Genomic DNA, 19,465 nt, shown 5'->3' with positions numbered 1-19,465 from the left:
TGATGATGAAGATTCAATTTAGATCGGATTTATCACACCAAATCGATGCGGTTGAAGCTGTTTTAGGTGTGTTTGAAGGGCAGGAAACATTTCAATGCAATTTTACTGTAGCTGATAATGTGCTGGCGAATCAGCAGTTGGATATCTTTGGTAAAAACAACGATATCGGTGTCGGTAATACTCTTACCTTATTGCCTGATGAAATTTATGCCAACACGCGTAATGTTCAGTTAAAGAATGGCTTGCCACAGGTTGAAAACGTAAAACAAGAACTGCCAAGTCTGGATTTCAGTGTTGAGATGGAAACAGGTACAGGTAAAACCTATGTGTACCTACGTTCTATCTTTGAGCTAAATCAGCGTTATGGACTGACAAAGTTCATTATCGTGGTGCCGTCCATTGCGATTAAAGAAGGCGTCTATAAATCACTGCAAATCACTGAGCAGCACTTCCGTGAGCAGTACAAAAATGCGCAGTATGACTATTTTGTCTATGACTCATCAAAGCGCGAACAGGTTCGTAACTTTGCTACTAATGATTACATTCAAATCATGGTGATCAATATTGATGCGTTCAGTAAGTCCTTCACTGATCCTACAAAGGAAACTACGGCGAATCTAATTCACCGTACAGATGACAGATTGAACGGCATGAAGCCTATTGAATTTATTCAGGCTACTCGTCCTGTCGTCATTATTGACGAACCACAGTCTGTTGTATCAACGGCAAACCGAAAAGAAGCGATTGGCAGCTTAAAACCACTGTGTACATTTCGTTATTCAGCCACGTTGAAGGAAGCGCCGCACCTGCTGTATAAGCTTGATTCTATTGATGCCTATGAACGCAAACTGGTTAAGCAAATTGAGGTTGCTTCTCTGGATGTTAAGGATGGACACAACCAAGCCTACATTAAGCTAGTGAGTGTTGATAATAAGAAGTCCCCTATTTCTGCCAAGATTGAAATTGATGCTCAAACGCGCACAGGCAAGCTGCAACCACATAAGGTAATAACCATCAAAGATGGTCAGGTCAATGACTTATTCGAACTTTCGGGTGGGCGTAGTGTTTATGAAGGCTATGTCGTTAACGATATTTATTGCGAAGAAGGTAATGAGTATATTGACTTTACTAGTCGTGATGAAATTGTGCGTCTTGGGCAAGTCATCGGTGAAGTGGATTCGGAGGCCTTTAAGCGCATTCAAATAGCCAAAACTATTGAAGAGCACCTAGAAAAAGAGCTGAAGTTCTATCATAAGGTAACAACGGGCTATGACAAGCTTGACCACTCGAAAATCCTAAGCCAGAAAGGTATTAAGGTGCTGAGTCTGTTCTTTATCGATAAGGTTGCCAACTACCGCGGCTACTCTGAAGATGGCGTTCCTGTTCAGGGTAATTTTGCTAAGTGGTTTGAAGAAGAGTTTACCAAGCAGGTTAGCAAGCCCAAATATCGCGTGTTGTACCCGAGAATCTGGGATAATAATGGAGATAAATACACCATCAACGAAGTAGCGTTGCAAGAACTCACTCAAACAGTGCATGATGGCTACTTTGCACAAGACAAGAAAAAAGATGCCTCCGGCAACCCTCAGTTCGCTGACTCGAAGCTTTCAGCTAAAGGCGAAGGGGGGAAAACCGCAGCCGATGAGTCAGCCTATAACCTGATCATGAAAGACAAAGAAAAGCTTCTATCTATGGACGAGAAGCTGCGCTTTATCTTTTCACACTCAGCACTGAAAGAAGGCTGGGACAACCCTAATGTTTTCCAGATCTGTACGTTGAATGAAACCAGCTCAATCACTAAAAAACGACAGGAAATCGGTCGTGGCCTACGTTTAGCTGTTGATCAATCTGGTGAGCGCGTTCCTTACGGTTTTGAGGTAAATACCCTGACCGTTATGGCAAACGAATCTTATGAAAGCTTTGTTTCTGAACTGCAAAAAGAGATTGAAGCGGAAGAAGGTATTAAATTTGGTGCGGTTGAGTCTCACCAATTTGCCAACATTGTTGTTTCTGGCGAGCTGGATCAGAAAGCCTTCTTGGGAGCGAAAAAGTCAGAAGAGATCTTCCTGCACCTTCTGTCTCAAGGTTATATCGATGGCAAAGGCAAGATTCAGGATGTGCTGAAAATTGCCATTAATAACGACAAGGTAAGTCTGCCTTCCAGTGTCACTGAGCATACTGATGCCATCGTTGCCATGTTGAAGAAGCTGGCAAGAGGTTTGAATGTGAAAAAACACGAAGAGAAGCGCTCTGTAGCCTTGTGCGAAGATACAAATGGTAAACAGGTTGTACTTGGTGGAGACTTCAAGGCTCTTTGGGGGCGTATTAAATATAAAACGACTTATCGTGTTAACTTTAGTATCAACGAGCTGGTTGAAAACTGTATCAAGGAAATTAGAACGAACGTGGCGGTAGCCAGTGTCAGGTTTCAGTACACCAAGGTTAAGGTTGCTGTTACTGAAGCTGAACTGGAAACCTACGATGAGAAAACCAAAATCCAGTATTACCGCAATCGCAACTTCCAGTTGCCAGATATTGTGACTTATCTGACCGATCAAACTAATCTGACCCGTCAGACAATTATCGATATTCTGCTGGGTTTGGGCGATAAGCTGGAAGCCTTCAAAAATAACCCTCAGCGCTTTATCGAGTTAGCTGGTGAAGTTATCCGTAAGCAGATGCGTATTGTCATTGTAGATGGTGTTAAATATCACCGTATTGGTGACGAGGCATACTATGCCCAAGAGCTTTTCCAAGAAGAAGAACTGACCGGCTACCTCAAAGATATGGTGAAAGCTGAAAAGTCGGTATATGACTACATCATTTGTGATTCAGATACCGAGTTTAACTTTGCTGAAAAGCTAGAAGGCGCTGAAGAAGTGAAGATTTATTCCAAACTGCCATCTTGGTTCAAGATTGATACCCCGCTGGGCAGTTACAATCCTGACTGGGCGGTATTAATTGACAAAGATGATGGGACGGGGGAGCAGCTTTACTTTGTGGTTGAAACGAAATCAAGCATATTCTCAGATGATCTGCGTGAGGCTGAAAAGGCCAAGATCAAATGTGGCGTTGAGCATTTCAATGCGTTAAGCAAAGACAAAGATGGCAAAGAGGTGCCCAACGCTGCCAAATTTGTCAAAGCTGATAACTTTGATACGTTCAGTGCTCATTTTTAATCTTAATGGCATCAAGGCACTCGCAATAGTGCCTTCTGGATACTGACAAGGTGCTGATTTTTTCCGGCGTTTTGCTTTAGTGTGCCAGGCATAGTGCGTGCCGTACCTTTACTGATAAAATCAAATACTACCTTGATATTTAGCGATTTCCTGATTGAGTGATTCCAATCGTTGTACCAGTGTTCTTCTTCTTTCTATATGTTTGGCAAATATCCGATAGAGTGGAACAAATTCTGCCAGTGCATTATTAATCCGATAAGCTTCGTACAGATCTTTCATTTCTCTGGCAGCTTTATCGTAAGCGCTGGCATGGCCTTGTTCACTGTATTTCTTCACATTTTCCCAGTGAACCTTTCTTGAGGAAAAGACAGCATTAAGCCGCTTGAGTGTTGCAATCCGCTCTTGTTCGAGTCTTTGTTCTTCAGCCAGCAAACGTTCGCGCGTCGCTTCCTCATTCGCAGCTTGCCAATAGGTATTAAGTGACGAAGTGCTCAGCCAATATTTATAATCATTGTTGGTTAATGGTTTACAAACCAACGCACGCGCCTGATTTGCAGTGAGCTGTTCTTGCTCAAATAATAACTTCAATAATAAATCTTTATCTGATGCAGATAGTCTATTAATTTGCTCTGCTGCGGTCAGGTGTTTAACCCTTGCGGTATGTGCTTGCGATGATGCAAGCAATATATCTAAGGCCTTGTACGCTTCTGGTGGGATACCGAATAATTCTGCAAATGCCGATTGAGCTTCGGATAATTGTTTAAAATTGAAATCAATCAGAGGCAGTTTATTCAACGTCTCATCGCCATCAAATGCACGTTTCAGCCAAGGCAGATATAATAGGCGATAATCCCCTTCTATTAGCTCAGAACGTAACTCAACCAAATGATCTGAATAATCTTTTGCATCATCAACTAGGTTTACATAACATGTAGTTGTAGCACCAATGTAGTAATCTCACTTTAAAACTTGGCCGATTCAAGAGGAAATTATTGTGGCGGCTTATCAACCTCCTTACCGTATCACACCATCCATACTTAATCGTGTTATAGAAATAGGCGAGTTATTGGGGCGCTGGTCAGTACAAAGTGAGACAATTTCACCCTTGTTGCGTAAAGAAAACCGGATTCGCACAATACAAGCGTCATTGGCTATTGAGCATAATAGTTTATCGATTGAACAAGTCACAGCAATTATGGATGGTAAACGTGTATTGGCTCCTGCAAAGGATATTCAGGAAGTACGCAATGCCATATTAGCTTATGAGAAATTACCGGATTGGCGTAGTCACCGATTATCTGACTTATTGGCAGCACACCGGCTGTTGATGATGGGGTTAATTGATCAACCAGGACAATTACGTTGCAGTGATGTTGGAATTTATCGCGAAAATCAACTTGTCCATATGGCTCCCCCTGCCAGCCAAATATCGCGTCTGGTTAGCGATCTACTTACATGGTTAAAGCAGACTGATATTCACCCATTGATTGCCAGTTCGATCTTTCATTATGAATTTGAATTTATTCATCCATTTGCTGATGGGAATGGCCGCATGGGGCGTTTATGGCAAACATTGATTTTAAGTGAATGGCGTTCAGAGTTGGCATGGTTACCAGTAGAAACCATCATGCATTATCAACAGCAGGCGTATTATCAGGTACTTAGAGAATGTGACCATGCGAGCGACTGTACGTCATTTATTGATTTTATGTTGGAAAAATTAGTCAGAGCACTTAAGGAAAGTATTCATACGGAAAAGCCGAATACTACTTCAATGTTGGTAGAAATGTCGGTAGAAAATTCACAGCCACTTAATGCGACTTCGCAAAAAATCTTATCTATTATTGCTGATCAGCCATCTATAACAATATCTCAATTAGCCGATGATTTGGGTGTTAATCCTCGAACTATAGAACGAAATATCAAAGTGTTGCAGGAAGATGGACTATTGATTCGAGTTGGTGCGAAAAAAGGGGGATATTGGCGAATTAGATAACATGTTGAGAAAATCTAAGATTGGAAATACAGTTGTTTCTACCAAAACTCAGGCTATTAGCTGTCTCTAACTGTGATACTCCCCCCACATAAATGCAAATGGTTACCCCTGCAAATAAAAAATAACATGGAAGATTGTGCAGGATACTTATCTGATTAAACGTGCATTTTTGCAGGGGGGATTGTATGGATAACCATTATGATATTTTGATCATAGGAGCTGGAGTTTCTGGCATTGGTATGGCATGTCATCTGGAAAGAGAATGTCCTGACAAGAAAGTGGGGATCTTAGAACGTCGTCATGCGATAGGTGGAACTTGGGATTTATTTCGCTATCCGGGTATTCGTACAGATTCAGATATGATGAGCTACGGCTATAAATTCCGCCCTTGGGCAGATACCAGCATTTTTGCTGATGGTCTTTCAATTAGACGTTATCTCCACTCAGCGGCGGAAGAGTATGGAGTTGATAAGAAAATACAGTTTGGATTAAAAATTATTCAAACTGATTGGTCAAATGAAACAGATCAATGGACTATTACTGCAATTGACGAAGCCAGTGGAGAAATGCGGCAATTTACCTGTCATTTTCTTATTTCTGCGACAGGTTACTACAACTATGATCAACCACATTTACCTCAATTTCCCGGCCTTGAAAATTTCAAAGGCTCAATAGTTCATCCACAACATTGGCCTGAGACATTGGATTACAAAGGAAAGCGAGTTGTTGTGATTGGAAGTGGTGCAACAGCAGTGACTTTACTTCCCGCTATGGCCAATGATACTGAGCACATCACTATGTTACAGCGTTCCCCTAGCTATATTTTTTCGATACCGGGCAGGGATAAGATCGCTGAGTTTTTAAAAGGCATTGTTCCGCAACGTTGGATTTATGCGTCGAGCAGAAGTCGTAATATTTTCTTTTTTAGTTCACTGTATAAAGCGAGTCGATATTTTCCTAACCTATTGAAATCATTCTTGCTGGGGTTAGCTCGCAGAAAGGTTGGCCCTACTTTTGACATGAAACACCTTACGCCAAAGTACATGCCATGGGATGAACGGTTGTGCTTTGTTCCCGACAGCAATCTATTTAAGGTACTGAAAGAAGGCAAAGCGTCTATCGTTACTGATCAAATTGAACGCATTACTGAAAACAGTATTTTGTTGCAGTCTGGTAAGGAATTACCAGCGGATATCATAGTGACAGCGACAGGGTTGCAATTACAACTTATGGGAGGAATTAAGCTCTCTATTGATGGACAACCACTAGAAAGTCATAATTTGATGTTTTATAAGGGGACATTGTTACAAGGTATTCCTAATTTTGCCTATTTGTTTGGTTATATTAATAATGCCTGGACATTAAAAGTTGATCTATCAGCAGACTATATTTGTCGTTTGTTAAATGAGATGGATCGTCGTCATGCCACAGTTGTAACACCGTATGCTTCATCAGATGAGATAGTTGTTGATGAACATATGTTTGGTGCCTTACGCTCGGGTTATGTGAAGCGTGGTGATAAAGGCCTTCCTCGTCAGGGGAGAAGTCCAAATTGGCATGTTCCACATGATTATAAAAAAGATAAAGAAGTATTGGGGCAGCCAGTAGATGATGTGGCATTGAAATGGAAATAATTTCAGAAATGTAAAATTCAATATATCCCCAAATTTGCTAAAGAACAGCAAGTTCAGAATCAAATTTGGCTTTAATGAGATGCTCATTCCCATCCTGTTAGCTGTATGTTGGCAGGATGTTCTCTTTTAGGAGAGACCATCATGAATAACATCATACTTATCAGTATTACAAAAATGGGGGATGGTCATAGATTTCGGTAGGAAGGTATAATCAATTAATTTTGGTTTAATCTCCAACAAAAAAGCCGGGTATATGAGTGTCTTATCTGAAAAGTTCTCTTGCAATACAGGTTAATGCCATATACAACTTTCTATATATTTATCATTTAATTAACTATACTACGTTGATAATGACCATAATGAAATCTAGAAAAGAAAAATTCAAAGAAAAACAAAATAGTATTTTAAAAAATGCGATAGAACTCCTTGTTCAAGGAGAAAGTCGCTCTTTTAGCATGAGAGCTCTCGCTAATTATTGTGGAATCACTCTTGGAAATTTACAGTACTATTTTCCTAATATAGAATCTTTATTAGAGGGATTATTCAATCAAATTATTGAAGATGCGGCAACAAGATTACAATTTGTTAATGCTAAGAGTACTGAACTTGATATTTTACTGGACATCATTTTAATGAACTTACAAGACATGTCGCTATGTACCTTGACGTTAGAAACATGGTTAGCGAGCCATCACTCAGATAAACTGCATAAAGCTTTGACCAAGTTTTATCAACGTTATATTGAGAAAATTATTATTATTTTGCGTAATACCTGTTCAGATATGCCAGAAAATATCAGGCAAGAAAAAGCGTTAATGTTGGTTTCTTTATTTGAAGGTTTGTCCATCTTGTATTCCTATCAGAATAAGGAAAGTTTTAATTTTGATTTAAGTAAGCGTTTACGTTCTACCATAATTGCAATTATGGAGTCAGAATAAAATAATCCGTAAAGAAGTCTTTATGGATTATTTAAGGGCTTAATTTTTTGAAAGCATCTTATACTATTAACATTTAACATTATCTGGTTGCAGAAAGATTTTACTCTGTTTCTCTATTAACACTAAAATGAACGTTTTCTGAGGATAATAGCGATTTTAGTTTTTCAACATCTAAAAAACTTTCACCAGAATTTAAAATCGTTGAGTGATTATTTTGTATATGCTCAGCCAACTGAATCACCAATGCGGCAGCTCCTGTTGCCGTTAAGTGTGTTTGTCCTTTTGGATCGTTAATTTGCAGATATACACTTTTGCGATGCCCCTTTTCATCAGTGCCTTGTATATCGGTACGAATTTGATGTTGATGCCCTTTTCCTGGGTTATATAAGATTTTTCTACGCAGCCCAGTAGTTCTCTTTCCTGACAATAGCTTCCAAATCCCTTTTTTAACTAAAAAAGCTAATAGCTGATTACTTTTAATATCATCGAAACCAATTCTGGTTGCAACGGTTTGTGCATTTGTAATTAAGGGGAAGATAAATTGTTCTGGCATATCAATACGAAAAACTTTATGGGTACTGCCATCACTAAATAAAACAGTTCGCTCATCAGAAAAAGGTAGAATTTTCTGGTATTTCCCATTTTGCTTCACAGTAAAAGGGGTTGTTAACCTATCCATATAATCAACTGAATTTGGTCCTGCCTTGTCATTCAAAGCATATAAGACACTCATGTCAATACTATCAATTTTTGCAAATGACTTACTGATATCATTGATTAATGTTGCTACGATACCAGCCATCCATGACGATGCAAAAATCATAGTACTTCTTTTTTGATTTTGCATGACGGTTGCCTTACTTAGTGCAACCTGCAAGCGCTCAGTCCAACGAGTAATATCTATATATGCAATATTATTTTGATGCGCAAAATTTAATAATTTATCTTGTGGATCATTAACAAGTGCTAACAAAATATCAATTTTTAGTTCATTTGGCAAAGAAGGGTTTTCCACATCAAAAAATAAACCTTCGGAATTATTTAAGGTTTCAGATACTTTTTTTGCCTTGTTAATATCTCTACCGGAAATGATTAAGTGTAAATCAGGTTGGTATTGATTGATAATTTGCGCTGCTTGCTGACCAACAACTCCATAACCACCAACGAGTAATACAGATATATTCTTCATTTTATGATCCTTACAAAAGTTCAATGATCTCTAAAATTAGGTCAACTGACCTAATTTTAGAGATCATTGAACTTATTGCAATATATTTATAAGCTATTTTAAATTTAAAATGCTTTCTATTATGTAACTATATAATCTATAAATAGTTGATTTAAATTATTAACCATTATGGTTATTTATTTATACAACAAGGTTATATCCTTAATAATACTGGCGTTTTTCCTATTTATATCATTGTCCTGTTATCTTAGATATTCTGTCTATATGATCCATTTTTTGGTTCTACCATAACAGGGAATATGTTCATTAGCTGATATACCTTGTCCCACGTGGCGGGGGATTGATATTACTTTTATTCTTGCAAAGAAATCTTGTTGTAAAGAGCTCTATTACTCCTTCTACTTCTATTTAGTTCAATTGACAGCCAGAAATATAGTTATAGACTCGATTTGCTGAAAAAATCTTTATCTAAAGATCTTGCATAATTTCTGAGGAATAAACCGACAAGAGGAATGTGTGAAATCAGTAAATCTGTATATGTTTTAAGCAAGCTCGTAACTATTCGATAGGAGAAGGTAATATGGCTATAACTGAGAGTCTCATAACCACCTATACTGAGTCGGATGCGCTGGGTTTAGCTAAGCTAGTGCATCAGGGTGAGGTTACCCCTTTAGAATTGGTAGAAGCAGCTATTACATGTATTGAACGGCTTAATCCTGAACTTAACGCTGTAGTTCACAAACTCTATGATATTGGTCGAGAGGCAGCGGCTTCTGTTAATCATAATGCTCCCTTTGCTGGCGTACCGTTCTTGCTTAAAGAACTTGCCTCACTATGGAAAGGTGCGCCTCTCACCAATAGCTCCCGCTATCAGAAAGATATGATTGCGCCGATTGACTCAGAGGTAACAAAGCGTATTAAACGTGCGGGATTAATATTGGTCGGGAAGTCAAATTCGCCAGAGAATGGTTTGTCGATCAGCACTGAGCCAAAACTCTATGGCATCACGAAAAACCCCTGGAAAGAAGGGATTAGTGCCGGAGGTTCAAGTGGTGGCACAGCCGCGGCAGTAGCTGCACGCATTGTGCCCATCGGTGAAGCCAGTGATGGAGCCGGATCTATCCGTATCCCAGCGTCCTGCTGTGGCATCGTGGGGCTAAAACCATCGCGAGGGCGTATGACGCTAGCGCCTATCGGTGATTATTGGTATGGCGGTGCTTGTTTTCTCTGTTGTTCACGCACTGTAAGAGACACTGCCGCTTATCTGGACGCCGTGGCCGGCGCACTTCCGGGCGATCTCTATACACCTCCAACCCCGGATTTACCTTGGTTGGAACTGTTGGCCCAGGAACCTAGAAAATTACGTGTCGGATTCACCGTTACTCCCTCCAATGGCACCCCAATTGATGCTCAGGTGAAAAAGGCTGTGCTGGCAACGGTACGTACGCTGGAAGGACTTGGACACATAGTGGAAGAGCACGACATGGTGTTTGACACCACTGTTGCCTGGAAGGCTTATACAGACATGATTTTCGTGCAGGCAGTGTCAGGTTTAAATGACCTATCTAGCATCGTTGGACGGCCAGTGACACCGGATGATGTCGAGCCAATTACTTGGGCAATTATCGAACGTGGTCGTTCGATCAGTGGTACAACACATTCTAAAGACATAGAGCAGATCCGCTTGCTCGGACGAGAGCTAACCAATGACCTTTTACCTTACGATATTTTCATTACGCCTACGTTGACACAATTACCGCGTCCCATTGGCTACTATGATATGTCGGAGACTGACATTGACCGTTACAACGACAAATGGACAGATTCAGTATTCGCCTTTCCTTTCAACATTACTGGTCAGCCGGCGATCTCACTGCCGCTTGGCTGGAGCGATGATGGTATTCCCATCGGTGTACAACTTGTCGGTCGTTATGGCGACGAGGCTATTGTACTTCAGGTTTCCGCTCAACTAGAGCAAGAGATGGCTTGGAAAGACCGTCGGCCATTGATAACAACCTGAAGGATGGTGTAACAGCAACGTAACAAAATATGTGTAGGGCAAGTGTGTGAGATACGTCTGAAATTGGAGTAAAGGTTGATCTCATGACCAACCTTTACTCTTACATCGCTCGTGCATCGCATGCCGGATAATTATCTTTAGCAGGACAGGAAAAGAAGAATGTTCAGATTACCCTTCTGACCTGAATCAAGTGATTTTATAAAAAAACCTGTAACTATCCGTTCTTCAATGCCTGAACACTTTCAACTAAGTCAGCCAACTGAGCAACCACGCGATCACCCACATCGGCATTATCACCACCCAGTGCTTTATTCCGCATAAAGTCACGTTTGATTTGCTGCCAGCGTTGCACCTCTTCCGGTGTCATTGTGCCGCGAATCTCTGCCAGTTTGAGTAGGTTCTCTTCGGCACCACTCGTTAGTAATTGAGCTTCACCTAAATAGTGATCATCAATAATGCGGCGTATTTCTTCAGTGTTCATAACCGCAGAAACTTTTTCGCTGAGTTTATTCATGTTGCGATAACTGCCCTGCAGCCTGAACGGTGGTTCTGTCCGGTATTTGTCGGATTGCGCGGCACTGGCAATATATTGTTGGTTCACCTTGAAGACGACATCCCTCATCATCAGCAAACGCTCAAGAATGGCGGCGATTTCGGTGATCTCTGCTTCGCTGTAGGGGTAACTCAGATTATTGCTGGAGAATGGTTTGCCCATTGCTTTATCGATAAACAGATAGAGATCATTCATATCGCGCAATGCCAATGGAGCCAGTACCGGATTTGAGGTCAGGCTGTTTTCGATATAACTCAGCGTAAATGCCTCTTCCATGCCACCCAATACTTCACCGAGGTTATAAATATCAGCACGGTTTGCCAGCATATCGGGAATTTTGAACAATTCGCCGGATTCGGTATAAGGGTTACCTGACATAACAACGCAGAATTTTTTGCCCCGCATGTCGTAGGTTTTGGTCTGGTTTTTCCAAACCCCTTCGATACGCCGTGTGCCATCACACAGGGAAATAAATTTTTGCAGGAATTCAGGGTTGGTGTGCTGGATATCATCCACGTACAGCATCACGTTATTGCTCATTTCCAGCGCCAGATTCAGCTTTTCCAATTCCTGACGGGCGGTTGCATTCGGAGCTTGAACGGGATCAAGTGACAAAACGTCGTGCCCCAATGCGGGTGCGTTGATCTTCATAAAGATCAATCCAAGGCGATTGGCAATATATTCCATCAAGGTCGTTTTGCCATAACCCGGTGGGGAAATCATCAATAACATCCCCATCAAGTCGGTGCGCTTACCTTCCCCAATGGCACCAATTTGTTTGGCAAGATTATCGCCAATTAGCGGCAGGTAAACATCGTTGATCAATTTGTTGCGCACAAATGAACTGAGTGGTCGAGCCTTGAATTCATGTAGGCGCAGCGCTTTTCTCTGCTGATTCAGTACGTTTTGGCGCAATTCCTGATAATGGTGATAGGCAGGAATAAAGACCTTACGCTGTTTACGCATCCGGCAGAAATAATCATCAAGACTCAGAGTCAGAGTTTGATTGACGATGGAAGGGTGCTCGCCGATCAAATCCGTGACAGTGAAATGCAGATCGACTTCACTGAAACGAGCATTAAGCGCTTTTTCCAATAAAACCAGTGCCACAGCTTCTGAAATATAGCCTTTCAGTGGGGCAAATTTTTGCAGGGAACAGAGACCATTCAGCCAGTTTTCCACCAACATCCAGCGCTGGGCGAAACGTTGATTGAGATTTTGTTGTGAGTGGTTGAAATCCCCCCACATATGCGCTTTTTCCAGCTCAGATTGCAGCCCTTCCAGTAGAGTACGGGCATATTTACTGAAACTGAATTCCACGGTTGCCCGGCTTATTGCCAAACTTAAATATTCCGCGGCTTGTGTCTGCTGGTAAGGTTCACACTTGATTGGATGGCGCTCAAGGAACAGGCTAATTTCTGCTTCGATTTCTGCCTGTAGATCCCGCAAACCAGTATCATTACGGAAAAGTTGATAAATATTGGCACAGGTACGGGCACGTTCAGGCCACAATGCTGGCTGTTCTTCGTGTTGAATCTGTTCCCAAAACAGAACGGCAATCGCTCTGGCGTGAGGGTTGAATCGCAAAAGATCGGCACTTTCCCCGACAGGGATTAATTTGCGTAAGATCGCGACGGCATCATGGTCATGAATACCTTTCTCATAACCTTCTTTATAGCGAGGCGCCGCAAATTCACGTACGGTTTTTTCCAGCATATCAGGCTGGCTTAACAGGGATTTTAGTTCGTCCAGTGTCAAGCCAGCGTGTTCTTTACTTGCAGCGTAGATCAGTGAATAAGCAAGATACTCCGCGCGATAAACTTGTGGTGCTTCTGATTCAAGTGCAATCGGCCAATAAGGTTTCAGGGATTCGAGTTCTGGGCTGTCAATCGGCTCCTGATAATCCGTTCCCGTTAGATGCAGGTGGAGACGATCACCCCGTGGCAAAATAGTAAGATCCAGCTCTTGGGTATTAACGCTGAAACGGTGGCGCGGGCCAAGTTTGATAACATTACCGCCATCTTCATAGATTTCGGTTTTATCCCGTAAGCTGCGAATGGCTTGATCTCGTGCTGCCTTGAATTTGGCATCAATATCATCCGCTTTTACGCTGTCTTTCAATTCTCGTAAGCGTTCAATAATTTCGCGGGTTTTCAGCGATAGAGTATCGGAAGCAAAGAAGGCATTCAGTTCATCAAGTGAGGAAAATTTTGCTGTCCGGCGGCTAATGCTGTCCAGAAGACGCTCTGCGGCAACCTGCAAATTCTGGGTTTTTCGCTGGCGCTCATCCAACAGTGACTGTTTGTGGGTTTCAAATGTTTCCAGCAACTCTTCACGTTTGCCCAGAATGTCATTCAAGAATTCATCGTGATCACTGAATTGGGTTTCCAGCTCTTCGAGTTGTACCAGCAAGCGGGAGAGTTGTTCGTCACAACGCTCAGGATCGGTAGAAAGCGCCAGCGCATTAGTAATTCCCTGACTGAACAGTTTAAATTGTGCTCCGAACTGAGCAATAGACTCAACAGAACCTTGTTCTTTGCGGCGTTGTTGCAGTCTGGCTCGTGCTTGATTCAGCAGGGCATAAATTTCAGAAATCGACTCAATGATATGGGTTTGCTGAGTGGTGTCTTCGAATTTCAGTGAAGCCATCAAGTTTGACAGCATATCCAAATCGGCGGACATTTTCTCTATGTTCGCCAGCGGCTCGCTAAGCTGAGCGCTGTTAGCGGCAGCCTGAACCTGTTTTTCCAGTTCTTGTAATTGCTGAGTAAATGGCTGTAATGCCTTTTCGCTGGCAAGGAATTCGGCTGTCGCCAGAGAAATACGTTGCTGGCTATCAGACAGTTGTGCTTCCATTTCATCAAGTTGGGACAGATCGATATAACGATGATCGCGCAAAGTGATCAAGTGACCACGCTGGATGCTCAATTTTTTTAAGGCTTCAATGAATTGCTGAGTCTCTGTCCAGCTTTCCGGCAGCATCGCAGACAATAAATCTTTCTGATACGACGTTGCTTCATTCATGGCCCGAACAGACTGGCGGCGGATGCTTTCTACTTTTTCGTATTCATCCAGTACCTTTTCGCCAGTATTGGCGATCTCTTTCAACAACCCAGAGATATTCAGGCTCTGTTCGTCATTAAGGCAATGTTCGTTATTAAGACAATGTTCGTCATTAAACCTATGTTCATCATTAAACCTATGTTCATCATTAAACCAATAGTAGATATCCACCAGACGGTGGGTGTCCTGACAGAGTTTTTCGTAGAGCAGGGAAGACACTTGCTGTTGTTCTATTTCTTTGGCGATATGGTAAAGATCTGAAATACCACGTACTAGTTCAGCATTGCCGATTCGGCCTAAAAAACTGTTTCTTGCTGGTTGGCGAGCGGCATATTCATCAGAATAAAATGGGGTTTGCCAGATTTGCATCGGGTGGATACGGGTCGGCTCTTCTGATTGCCCTTCAAACAGCACCATCTGACCATCTTCCAACATAGCATAGCCGTGACCAAACAGCGGGTTTTGCAGCTTGCGTTCGATCAGGTTGTAATTGAACAGTGCCAGGCGACCAAGCTTTGGTTCGTAGAAGATGTACATGACATCTTCCCCATTTGGGGAACGGCGGACACGGCGGAAGCACATTCCATTCATCGGTTGATCAAAAGTTTTGTATTCCCCACTTTGCAGGTAATAACCGCCGGGGAAAATAATACCGTGATCTTCCGGTAACTGAATGCAGGCCGAGCCGATGGCATCAATGCGCTGTACACTTTGGGTCAGGGTGTTGTAGACCAGATAACGCCAAGATTCTTCACGATAAGGCAGGATTTTCAGCAGGATCAGGCTACCTGTCTGAGCATATTCAATCTGCGCATCATCCAGTGACTGGGTTTTATCCAGAACGGCTTCCCGATAGATCCCCAGACCATCTTCGGTGTTGTTTTCACATTTTATGGTCAGATCGCCGCCAATGGTTTCGACAAACACCGTATCCAGAATGTTCATATGTGGATAACGGCCATTAACGGCATTTTCCCGCGTGGTTTTTTGCCATTCAAAATCATAGGCAGGGGGCAGGGCGATATCCCGTTCGCCACGATTATCAATATAGGTTATTTCTGTTTTGTCGCTGGAAATCGCCCAGCGAAATACGCGAATATCTGTGATTCGTTCACCAATCTGGAAACTAGCGAGAAGTTTGCCATCGCGCTCGACCAGACCCAGCAATTGAGTGTTTTTATAGTAAATGTAGAGTTCACTGAAATCCTGCACAAAGCTGGTGATATTGAGAAATGTACCTGTCAGTGGGACGGATTCCACATCATATTCGCCATTTTCTTTTTTGAGCTTATACAGGGAGAAGACATCTTCAATTCGTGTCTCTTTTTTTAAGCCGAGGAATACGTTATAGCCAAACAGCAGCCAATCACCGACCCGGACGATATCGCGGGCAACGCAGTTGTTTTCTGTGCGAATACGGATACGCCCGATAATATCAGTCTGATTTTTACCAAACTCTTCCAGACGGCGGGTGTTCAACAGGCTGGCTTTTTCATGTAGCTGCTGGCCTTGTTCAGACAGGCGATTGCGTAAGATATCGTAAGCTCCGCCTTCTGCGACAGCGTTATCCAATAATTCCTGTTCACGATTATTCAATTGGCTATCTGACATGGCGTATCACGTTTCCTTGCTTAAGATTGATTTTAATGATGTTGATTCTGGTTTGGGGCTTGTACTGATATGCATGGTTTAGTGCAGGGAAAATCCGTCACAGTTGCCTGTGACGGATGAGTGTTATTGATTACTCTTTGGTATTATCTTTGTTAGGGCGCTTTTTACTTGAGCCAAACATCTTAATCAAAGACTGCACTTCAGGGTTTTTCAGGAGTGAATCAAGGTCCAGTTTTTGCTCCCCGACTTCTTTTTCTCCGTTTTTCTCCCCATTGATTTTTTCACCTTTGCCTGCCAGCAATTTCTGTACAGCCTCTTTTACCAAAGGACTTTTGTCTACTACACCATTGATGGCTTTGCCCACACTGAGCGCTTTGGAGAAGGTATTGAAGAAACTGCCATCACCACCCACGATATCAATGTTGGTTTTGCTGAGTGCCGCAGCCAGCACTTCTGCTTGCTCTTTGGCGATCTCTTTGTTGGCGGCGATTGAGGCCATTGCTTGTTCGAAGTTCTTCTCAAGCTGCATACGGAACTCTTCGTGATCGCGAGCCGTATCGTTGAGATTGCCCATGGCGGTGAATTTGTCGGTCAGACCGTCTGCTTCTGCTTTCAGGCGTTGACGGATAACTTCAGCTTGAGCTGTACCCAACTGACCTTCACCACGGGCTTGTGCCACCAGTTTTTCTTCCAGCACTTTGGCATCCGCCAGACCCAATTTTTCTTTGGCGTTGGCTTGTTCTTCATCACCACGTGCCTGAGCAGCCAATTTCTCTTGCAGTACTTTCGCTTCGGCAAGGCCCTGTTTTTCAGATGCATTGGCTTGGGCTTCCATAACCCGCGCTTCCGCCAAACCTTTTTCTTGTGTACCACGGGCTTCTGCCAGCAGTTTTTCTGCAATCACATTCGCCTGCACCAGACCTTCTTTCTCTTCGGCTTCGGCTTTAGCCTGGCGGATACGGGCTTCGGCCAAACCTAATGCGGCCTCTTCTGCCTCAATACCTTCGGCCATGCGTTTTTTCGCTTCTGACTGTTTGGCGGCGGCTTCCAGCTCTGCCTGTGCCATGGTACTGATTTCCAGTGCCTTAAATTTAGAACTGTTTTCATCCGCTTCTGCTTGTTTCACCTGACGAACCAGTTCCTGTTCCGCTTTAGCCTGAGCATCAATAATTGTGATTTGTTTTTTGCGGTCAGCTTCAGAAATCATGCGCACTTCTTTGATACGTTCTTCTTCCTGTGCAACGGTTTTTTCTACCACTACACGCTCACGAATCACGTTAGAGATGTTTTTGCGCTCTTCTTCCAATGTCTTTTCTTTTTCAATGCGCTGGAGTTCCACTTCACGTTCACGGGAAACAATTTCCAATTCCTGCGCACGAATGACTTTTTCCATCTCAATGGCGACGGCACGGGAACGGTTTTGTTGTGCCACTTCAACTTCACGCAGACGATTTTCTTCGCGGATTTCAATTTCCTGCTGAGTCTGGATGCGAGCCTGTTCTGCTTTCAGGCGTTCTTCTTCCTGTACACGCAGAGTTTCAGCAGATTCACGAGCACGGATACTTTTTATTTCACGTTGTTGCCGGGCTTCCGCATCCGCTTGCTGGCGTTCCAATGCCAGACTGGCTTCGCGGGTTTCCACGTTTTTCTTCTGGATAGCCAGTTCTTGATCGCGTTCTTTCTGATTGGTTTCAATATTGTGGATAGCGGTAATTTCGGTAATTTTACGAATACCTTCCGCATCAAAGATATTGTTTGGATCCAGCGAGTTTTTCGGTGTTTGTTCCAGATAGTCGATGGCGACATCTTCCAGTGCATAACCGTTCAGATCTTTACCGATGACATCAACAATGCGATCACGAAAATTTTGGCGATCTTCGAACAATTTTGACAGTTCGAATTGCTTACCTACGGTTTTCAGGGCTTCTGAAAATTTGGCACTGAACAGGGTATTGACGGCGTTATGGTCAGAAGCACGCTCTACACCGATGGATTTTGCCACTTTCAGCACGTCTTCGGTGGTTTCATTAACCCGCAGGTAGAATGCAACGGTGATGTCCGCACGCAGGTTATCTTTACAGATCAGGCCATCTTTACCACGGCGATCGACTTCCAGCGTCAGCAGGGAGATACGCATGAACTCCTTTTTGTAAATCACCGGATAAATCAGCGCACCAGTGAAATGTACTTTCGGCTGGGCAGACATATCATTGACGATCAGCGCCGTTCCCTGTGGGACTTTGATATAAAACGCTTTAAAAAGCCCAAAGAAACCCAGAATGACGATAATTATTGTCGCAATGATGATCAAAAAAGGCATGAAATCCGCCAAGGCAATATCTGACATGTATTTCTCCATTTTATTTTGGGGCTAACGGGAAAGGCGTCAGTGACCCATAATTTAAGCTGCTATTCATCCATGACCGAAATAAATGTTGAGTGAGGCATATCAGATAGCAAGGTTTATGATAGTGATTTAACGTTAAGCGGCGGCTGGTCATGGTCAGCCGTTACAGCCTAAATTCGTCTTCGCTGACCACGGTGTAACTGTGGGTTGCGGCGTCGTAACTGATCAGGACAACACGGTCACCGCGGGTAATACCGTCACTTTCTGGAGCCCGTACTTGTAAAATAAGGCTGGCTCCGTGGTTTGCCATCAGAGCTTCGCCGCGCTGTTCTGTGACGATGGGAGAACGGACTTCGGCAAATTTTCCTATCAGATTATCGACGCTGTTGGAGCGATTGAGTTTGGTCAGTTTCGGTTGTAATGGGCGCAATAACATTGCTGTCAGTAATAAGGAAATGAAACTCACGGCAAAGAAAGTGATGGTTCCAAGTAAATAATGGAATACATCGGTTTCAATAAAGCGGAGCATCAAGTGCATGCTGAAATAACTCAAAGGCCAACCAATCAGAGTAAACAGCGTGATAATAATGGTGACAGGAATTCCTGTTAAGCCAAGTTTTGTTAACCAACCTGCCAGACTTGAGGCATCAAATCCATCCACATCCATATTAAGGATATCAATATCAAGCAAACCAAAAGCAGCACATATCCAATAAAACAAAATAATGAATAATAATCCACTGAAAATAACAACCGGAAAAGCCAAACAATTTTGTAAGAAAAGCTCCATCAGAATGCTGTCTCAAGACGATAATAATAATTAAACTTGGATTCACATATTAAGCGCAACACCGTAATGAACGAAGTAAATGAGTGGGTACTCCTTTAAATAACTCATTCGGTGTTTTGTAATCTCGTGTTTTACGAGGGCGATT

Annotated in this window: 10 protein-coding genes; 5 read left to right on the top strand and 5 right to left on the bottom strand. The window is 42.6% G+C overall.

Annotated elements, in window-relative coordinates; genetic code table 11:
• The first annotated feature begins 5 nt into the window (after window positions 1–5).
• Window positions 6–3,179, top strand: coding sequence for a type III restriction-modification system endonuclease (locus PSI23_RS13615; protein ID WP_273555599.1), 3,174 nt, complete (start codon window positions 6–8; stop codon window positions 3,177–3,179).
• Between the two features lie 120 nt (window positions 3,180–3,299).
• Here PSI23_RS13615 and PSI23_RS13610 read toward each other — a convergent pair whose 3' ends face one another.
• On the bottom strand, window positions 3,300–4,064 hold the full coding sequence (locus PSI23_RS13610) for a hypothetical protein (protein ID WP_273555598.1): 765 nt from the start codon (window positions 4,062–4,064) through the stop codon (window positions 3,300–3,302).
• Between the two features lie 109 nt (window positions 4,065–4,173).
• Here PSI23_RS13610 and PSI23_RS13605 point away from each other — a divergent pair, with 109 nt between their 5' ends.
• From PSI23_RS13605 to PSI23_RS13595, 3 genes are all read left to right on the top strand, one after another.
• Window positions 4,174–5,175 carry a Fic family protein gene (locus PSI23_RS13605; RefSeq protein ID WP_273555597.1) on the top strand — a complete coding sequence of 334 codons (1,002 nt, stop codon included), beginning with the start codon at window positions 4,174–4,176 and terminating at the stop codon, window positions 5,173–5,175.
• Window positions 5,176–5,360: 185 nt separating this feature from the next.
• Window positions 5,361–6,809: a flavin-containing monooxygenase gene (locus PSI23_RS13600; RefSeq protein ID WP_273555596.1), complete on the top strand. Its 1,449-nt coding sequence runs from the start codon at window positions 5,361–5,363 to the stop codon at window positions 6,807–6,809.
• A gap of 359 nt (window positions 6,810–7,168) precedes the next feature.
• Entirely contained in the window at window positions 7,169–7,747 is a 579-nt protein-coding gene (locus tag PSI23_RS13595) for a TetR/AcrR family transcriptional regulator (protein ID WP_273555595.1), read from the top strand.
• A 100-nt stretch (window positions 7,748–7,847) separates the two neighbouring features.
• Here the strand turns inward: PSI23_RS13595 and PSI23_RS13590 are convergent, their stop codons facing one another.
• Window positions 7,848–8,936 carry a saccharopine dehydrogenase family protein gene (locus tag PSI23_RS13590; protein ID WP_273555594.1) on the bottom strand — a complete coding sequence of 363 codons (1,089 nt, stop codon included), beginning with the start codon at window positions 8,934–8,936 and terminating at the stop codon, window positions 7,848–7,850.
• A gap of 580 nt (window positions 8,937–9,516) precedes the next feature.
• Here PSI23_RS13590 and PSI23_RS13585 point away from each other — a divergent pair.
• Complete coding sequence (locus tag PSI23_RS13585) at window positions 9,517–10,956, top strand: amidase (RefSeq protein WP_273555593.1); 1,440 nt, start codon at window positions 9,517–9,519, stop codon at window positions 10,954–10,956.
• Between the two features lie 214 nt (window positions 10,957–11,170).
• On the opposite strand, the gene PSI23_RS13580 is transcribed toward PSI23_RS13585, so the two are convergent.
• The 3 genes from PSI23_RS13580 to PSI23_RS13570 all read right to left on the bottom strand — a co-directional run bounded on the left by PSI23_RS13580 (window position 11,171) and on the right by PSI23_RS13570 (window position 19,320).
• Window positions 11,171–16,183: a DNA repair ATPase gene (locus PSI23_RS13580; RefSeq protein ID WP_273555592.1), complete on the bottom strand. Its 5,013-nt coding sequence runs from the start codon at window positions 16,181–16,183 to the stop codon at window positions 11,171–11,173.
• Between the two features lie 130 nt (window positions 16,184–16,313).
• Window positions 16,314–18,530 carry a flotillin family protein gene (locus PSI23_RS13575; protein WP_273555591.1) on the bottom strand — a complete coding sequence of 739 codons (2,217 nt, stop codon included), beginning with the start codon at window positions 18,528–18,530 and terminating at the stop codon, window positions 16,314–16,316.
• Window positions 18,531–18,693: 163 nt separating this feature from the next.
• Complete coding sequence (locus tag PSI23_RS13570) at window positions 18,694–19,320, bottom strand: ubiquinone biosynthesis protein UbiH (RefSeq protein ID WP_273555590.1); 627 nt, start codon at window positions 19,318–19,320, stop codon at window positions 18,694–18,696.
• Between the last annotated feature and the right edge of the window lie 145 nt (window positions 19,321–19,465).

This window comes from Xenorhabdus yunnanensis, from assembly GCF_028598805.1.
GTDB classification, from domain to species: domain Bacteria; phylum Pseudomonadota; class Gammaproteobacteria; order Enterobacterales; family Enterobacteriaceae; genus Xenorhabdus; species Xenorhabdus yunnanensis.
This window is presented reverse-complemented; position numbering and strand designations above follow the sequence as displayed.

What these genes read in the sequence shown, in the direction of transcription:
- PSI23_RS13615 (WP_273555599.1), top strand. Translation starts at nt 6, where the DNA reads ATGAAGATTCAATTTAGATCGGATTTATCACACCAAATCGATGCGGTT.
- PSI23_RS13600 (WP_273555596.1), top strand. Translation starts at nt 5,361, where the DNA reads ATGGATAACCATTATGATATTTTGATCATAGGAGCTGGAGTTTCTGGC.
- PSI23_RS13595 (WP_273555595.1), top strand. Translation starts at nt 7,169, where the DNA reads ATGAAATCTAGAAAAGAAAAATTCAAAGAAAAACAAAATAGTATTTTA.
- PSI23_RS13590 (WP_273555594.1), bottom strand. Translation starts at nt 8,936, where the DNA reads ATGAAGAATATATCTGTATTACTCGTTGGTGGTTATGGAGTTGTTGGT.
- PSI23_RS13585 (WP_273555593.1), top strand. Translation starts at nt 9,517, where the DNA reads ATGGCTATAACTGAGAGTCTCATAACCACCTATACTGAGTCGGATGCG.
- PSI23_RS13580 (WP_273555592.1), bottom strand. Translation starts at nt 16,183, where the DNA reads ATGTCAGATAGCCAATTGAATAATCGTGAACAGGAATTATTGGATAAC.
- PSI23_RS13575 (WP_273555591.1), bottom strand. Translation starts at nt 18,530, where the DNA reads ATGTCAGATATTGCCTTGGCGGATTTCATGCCTTTTTTGATCATCATT.
- PSI23_RS13570 (WP_273555590.1), bottom strand. Translation starts at nt 19,320, where the DNA reads ATGGAGCTTTTCTTACAAAATTGTTTGGCTTTTCCGGTTGTTATTTTC.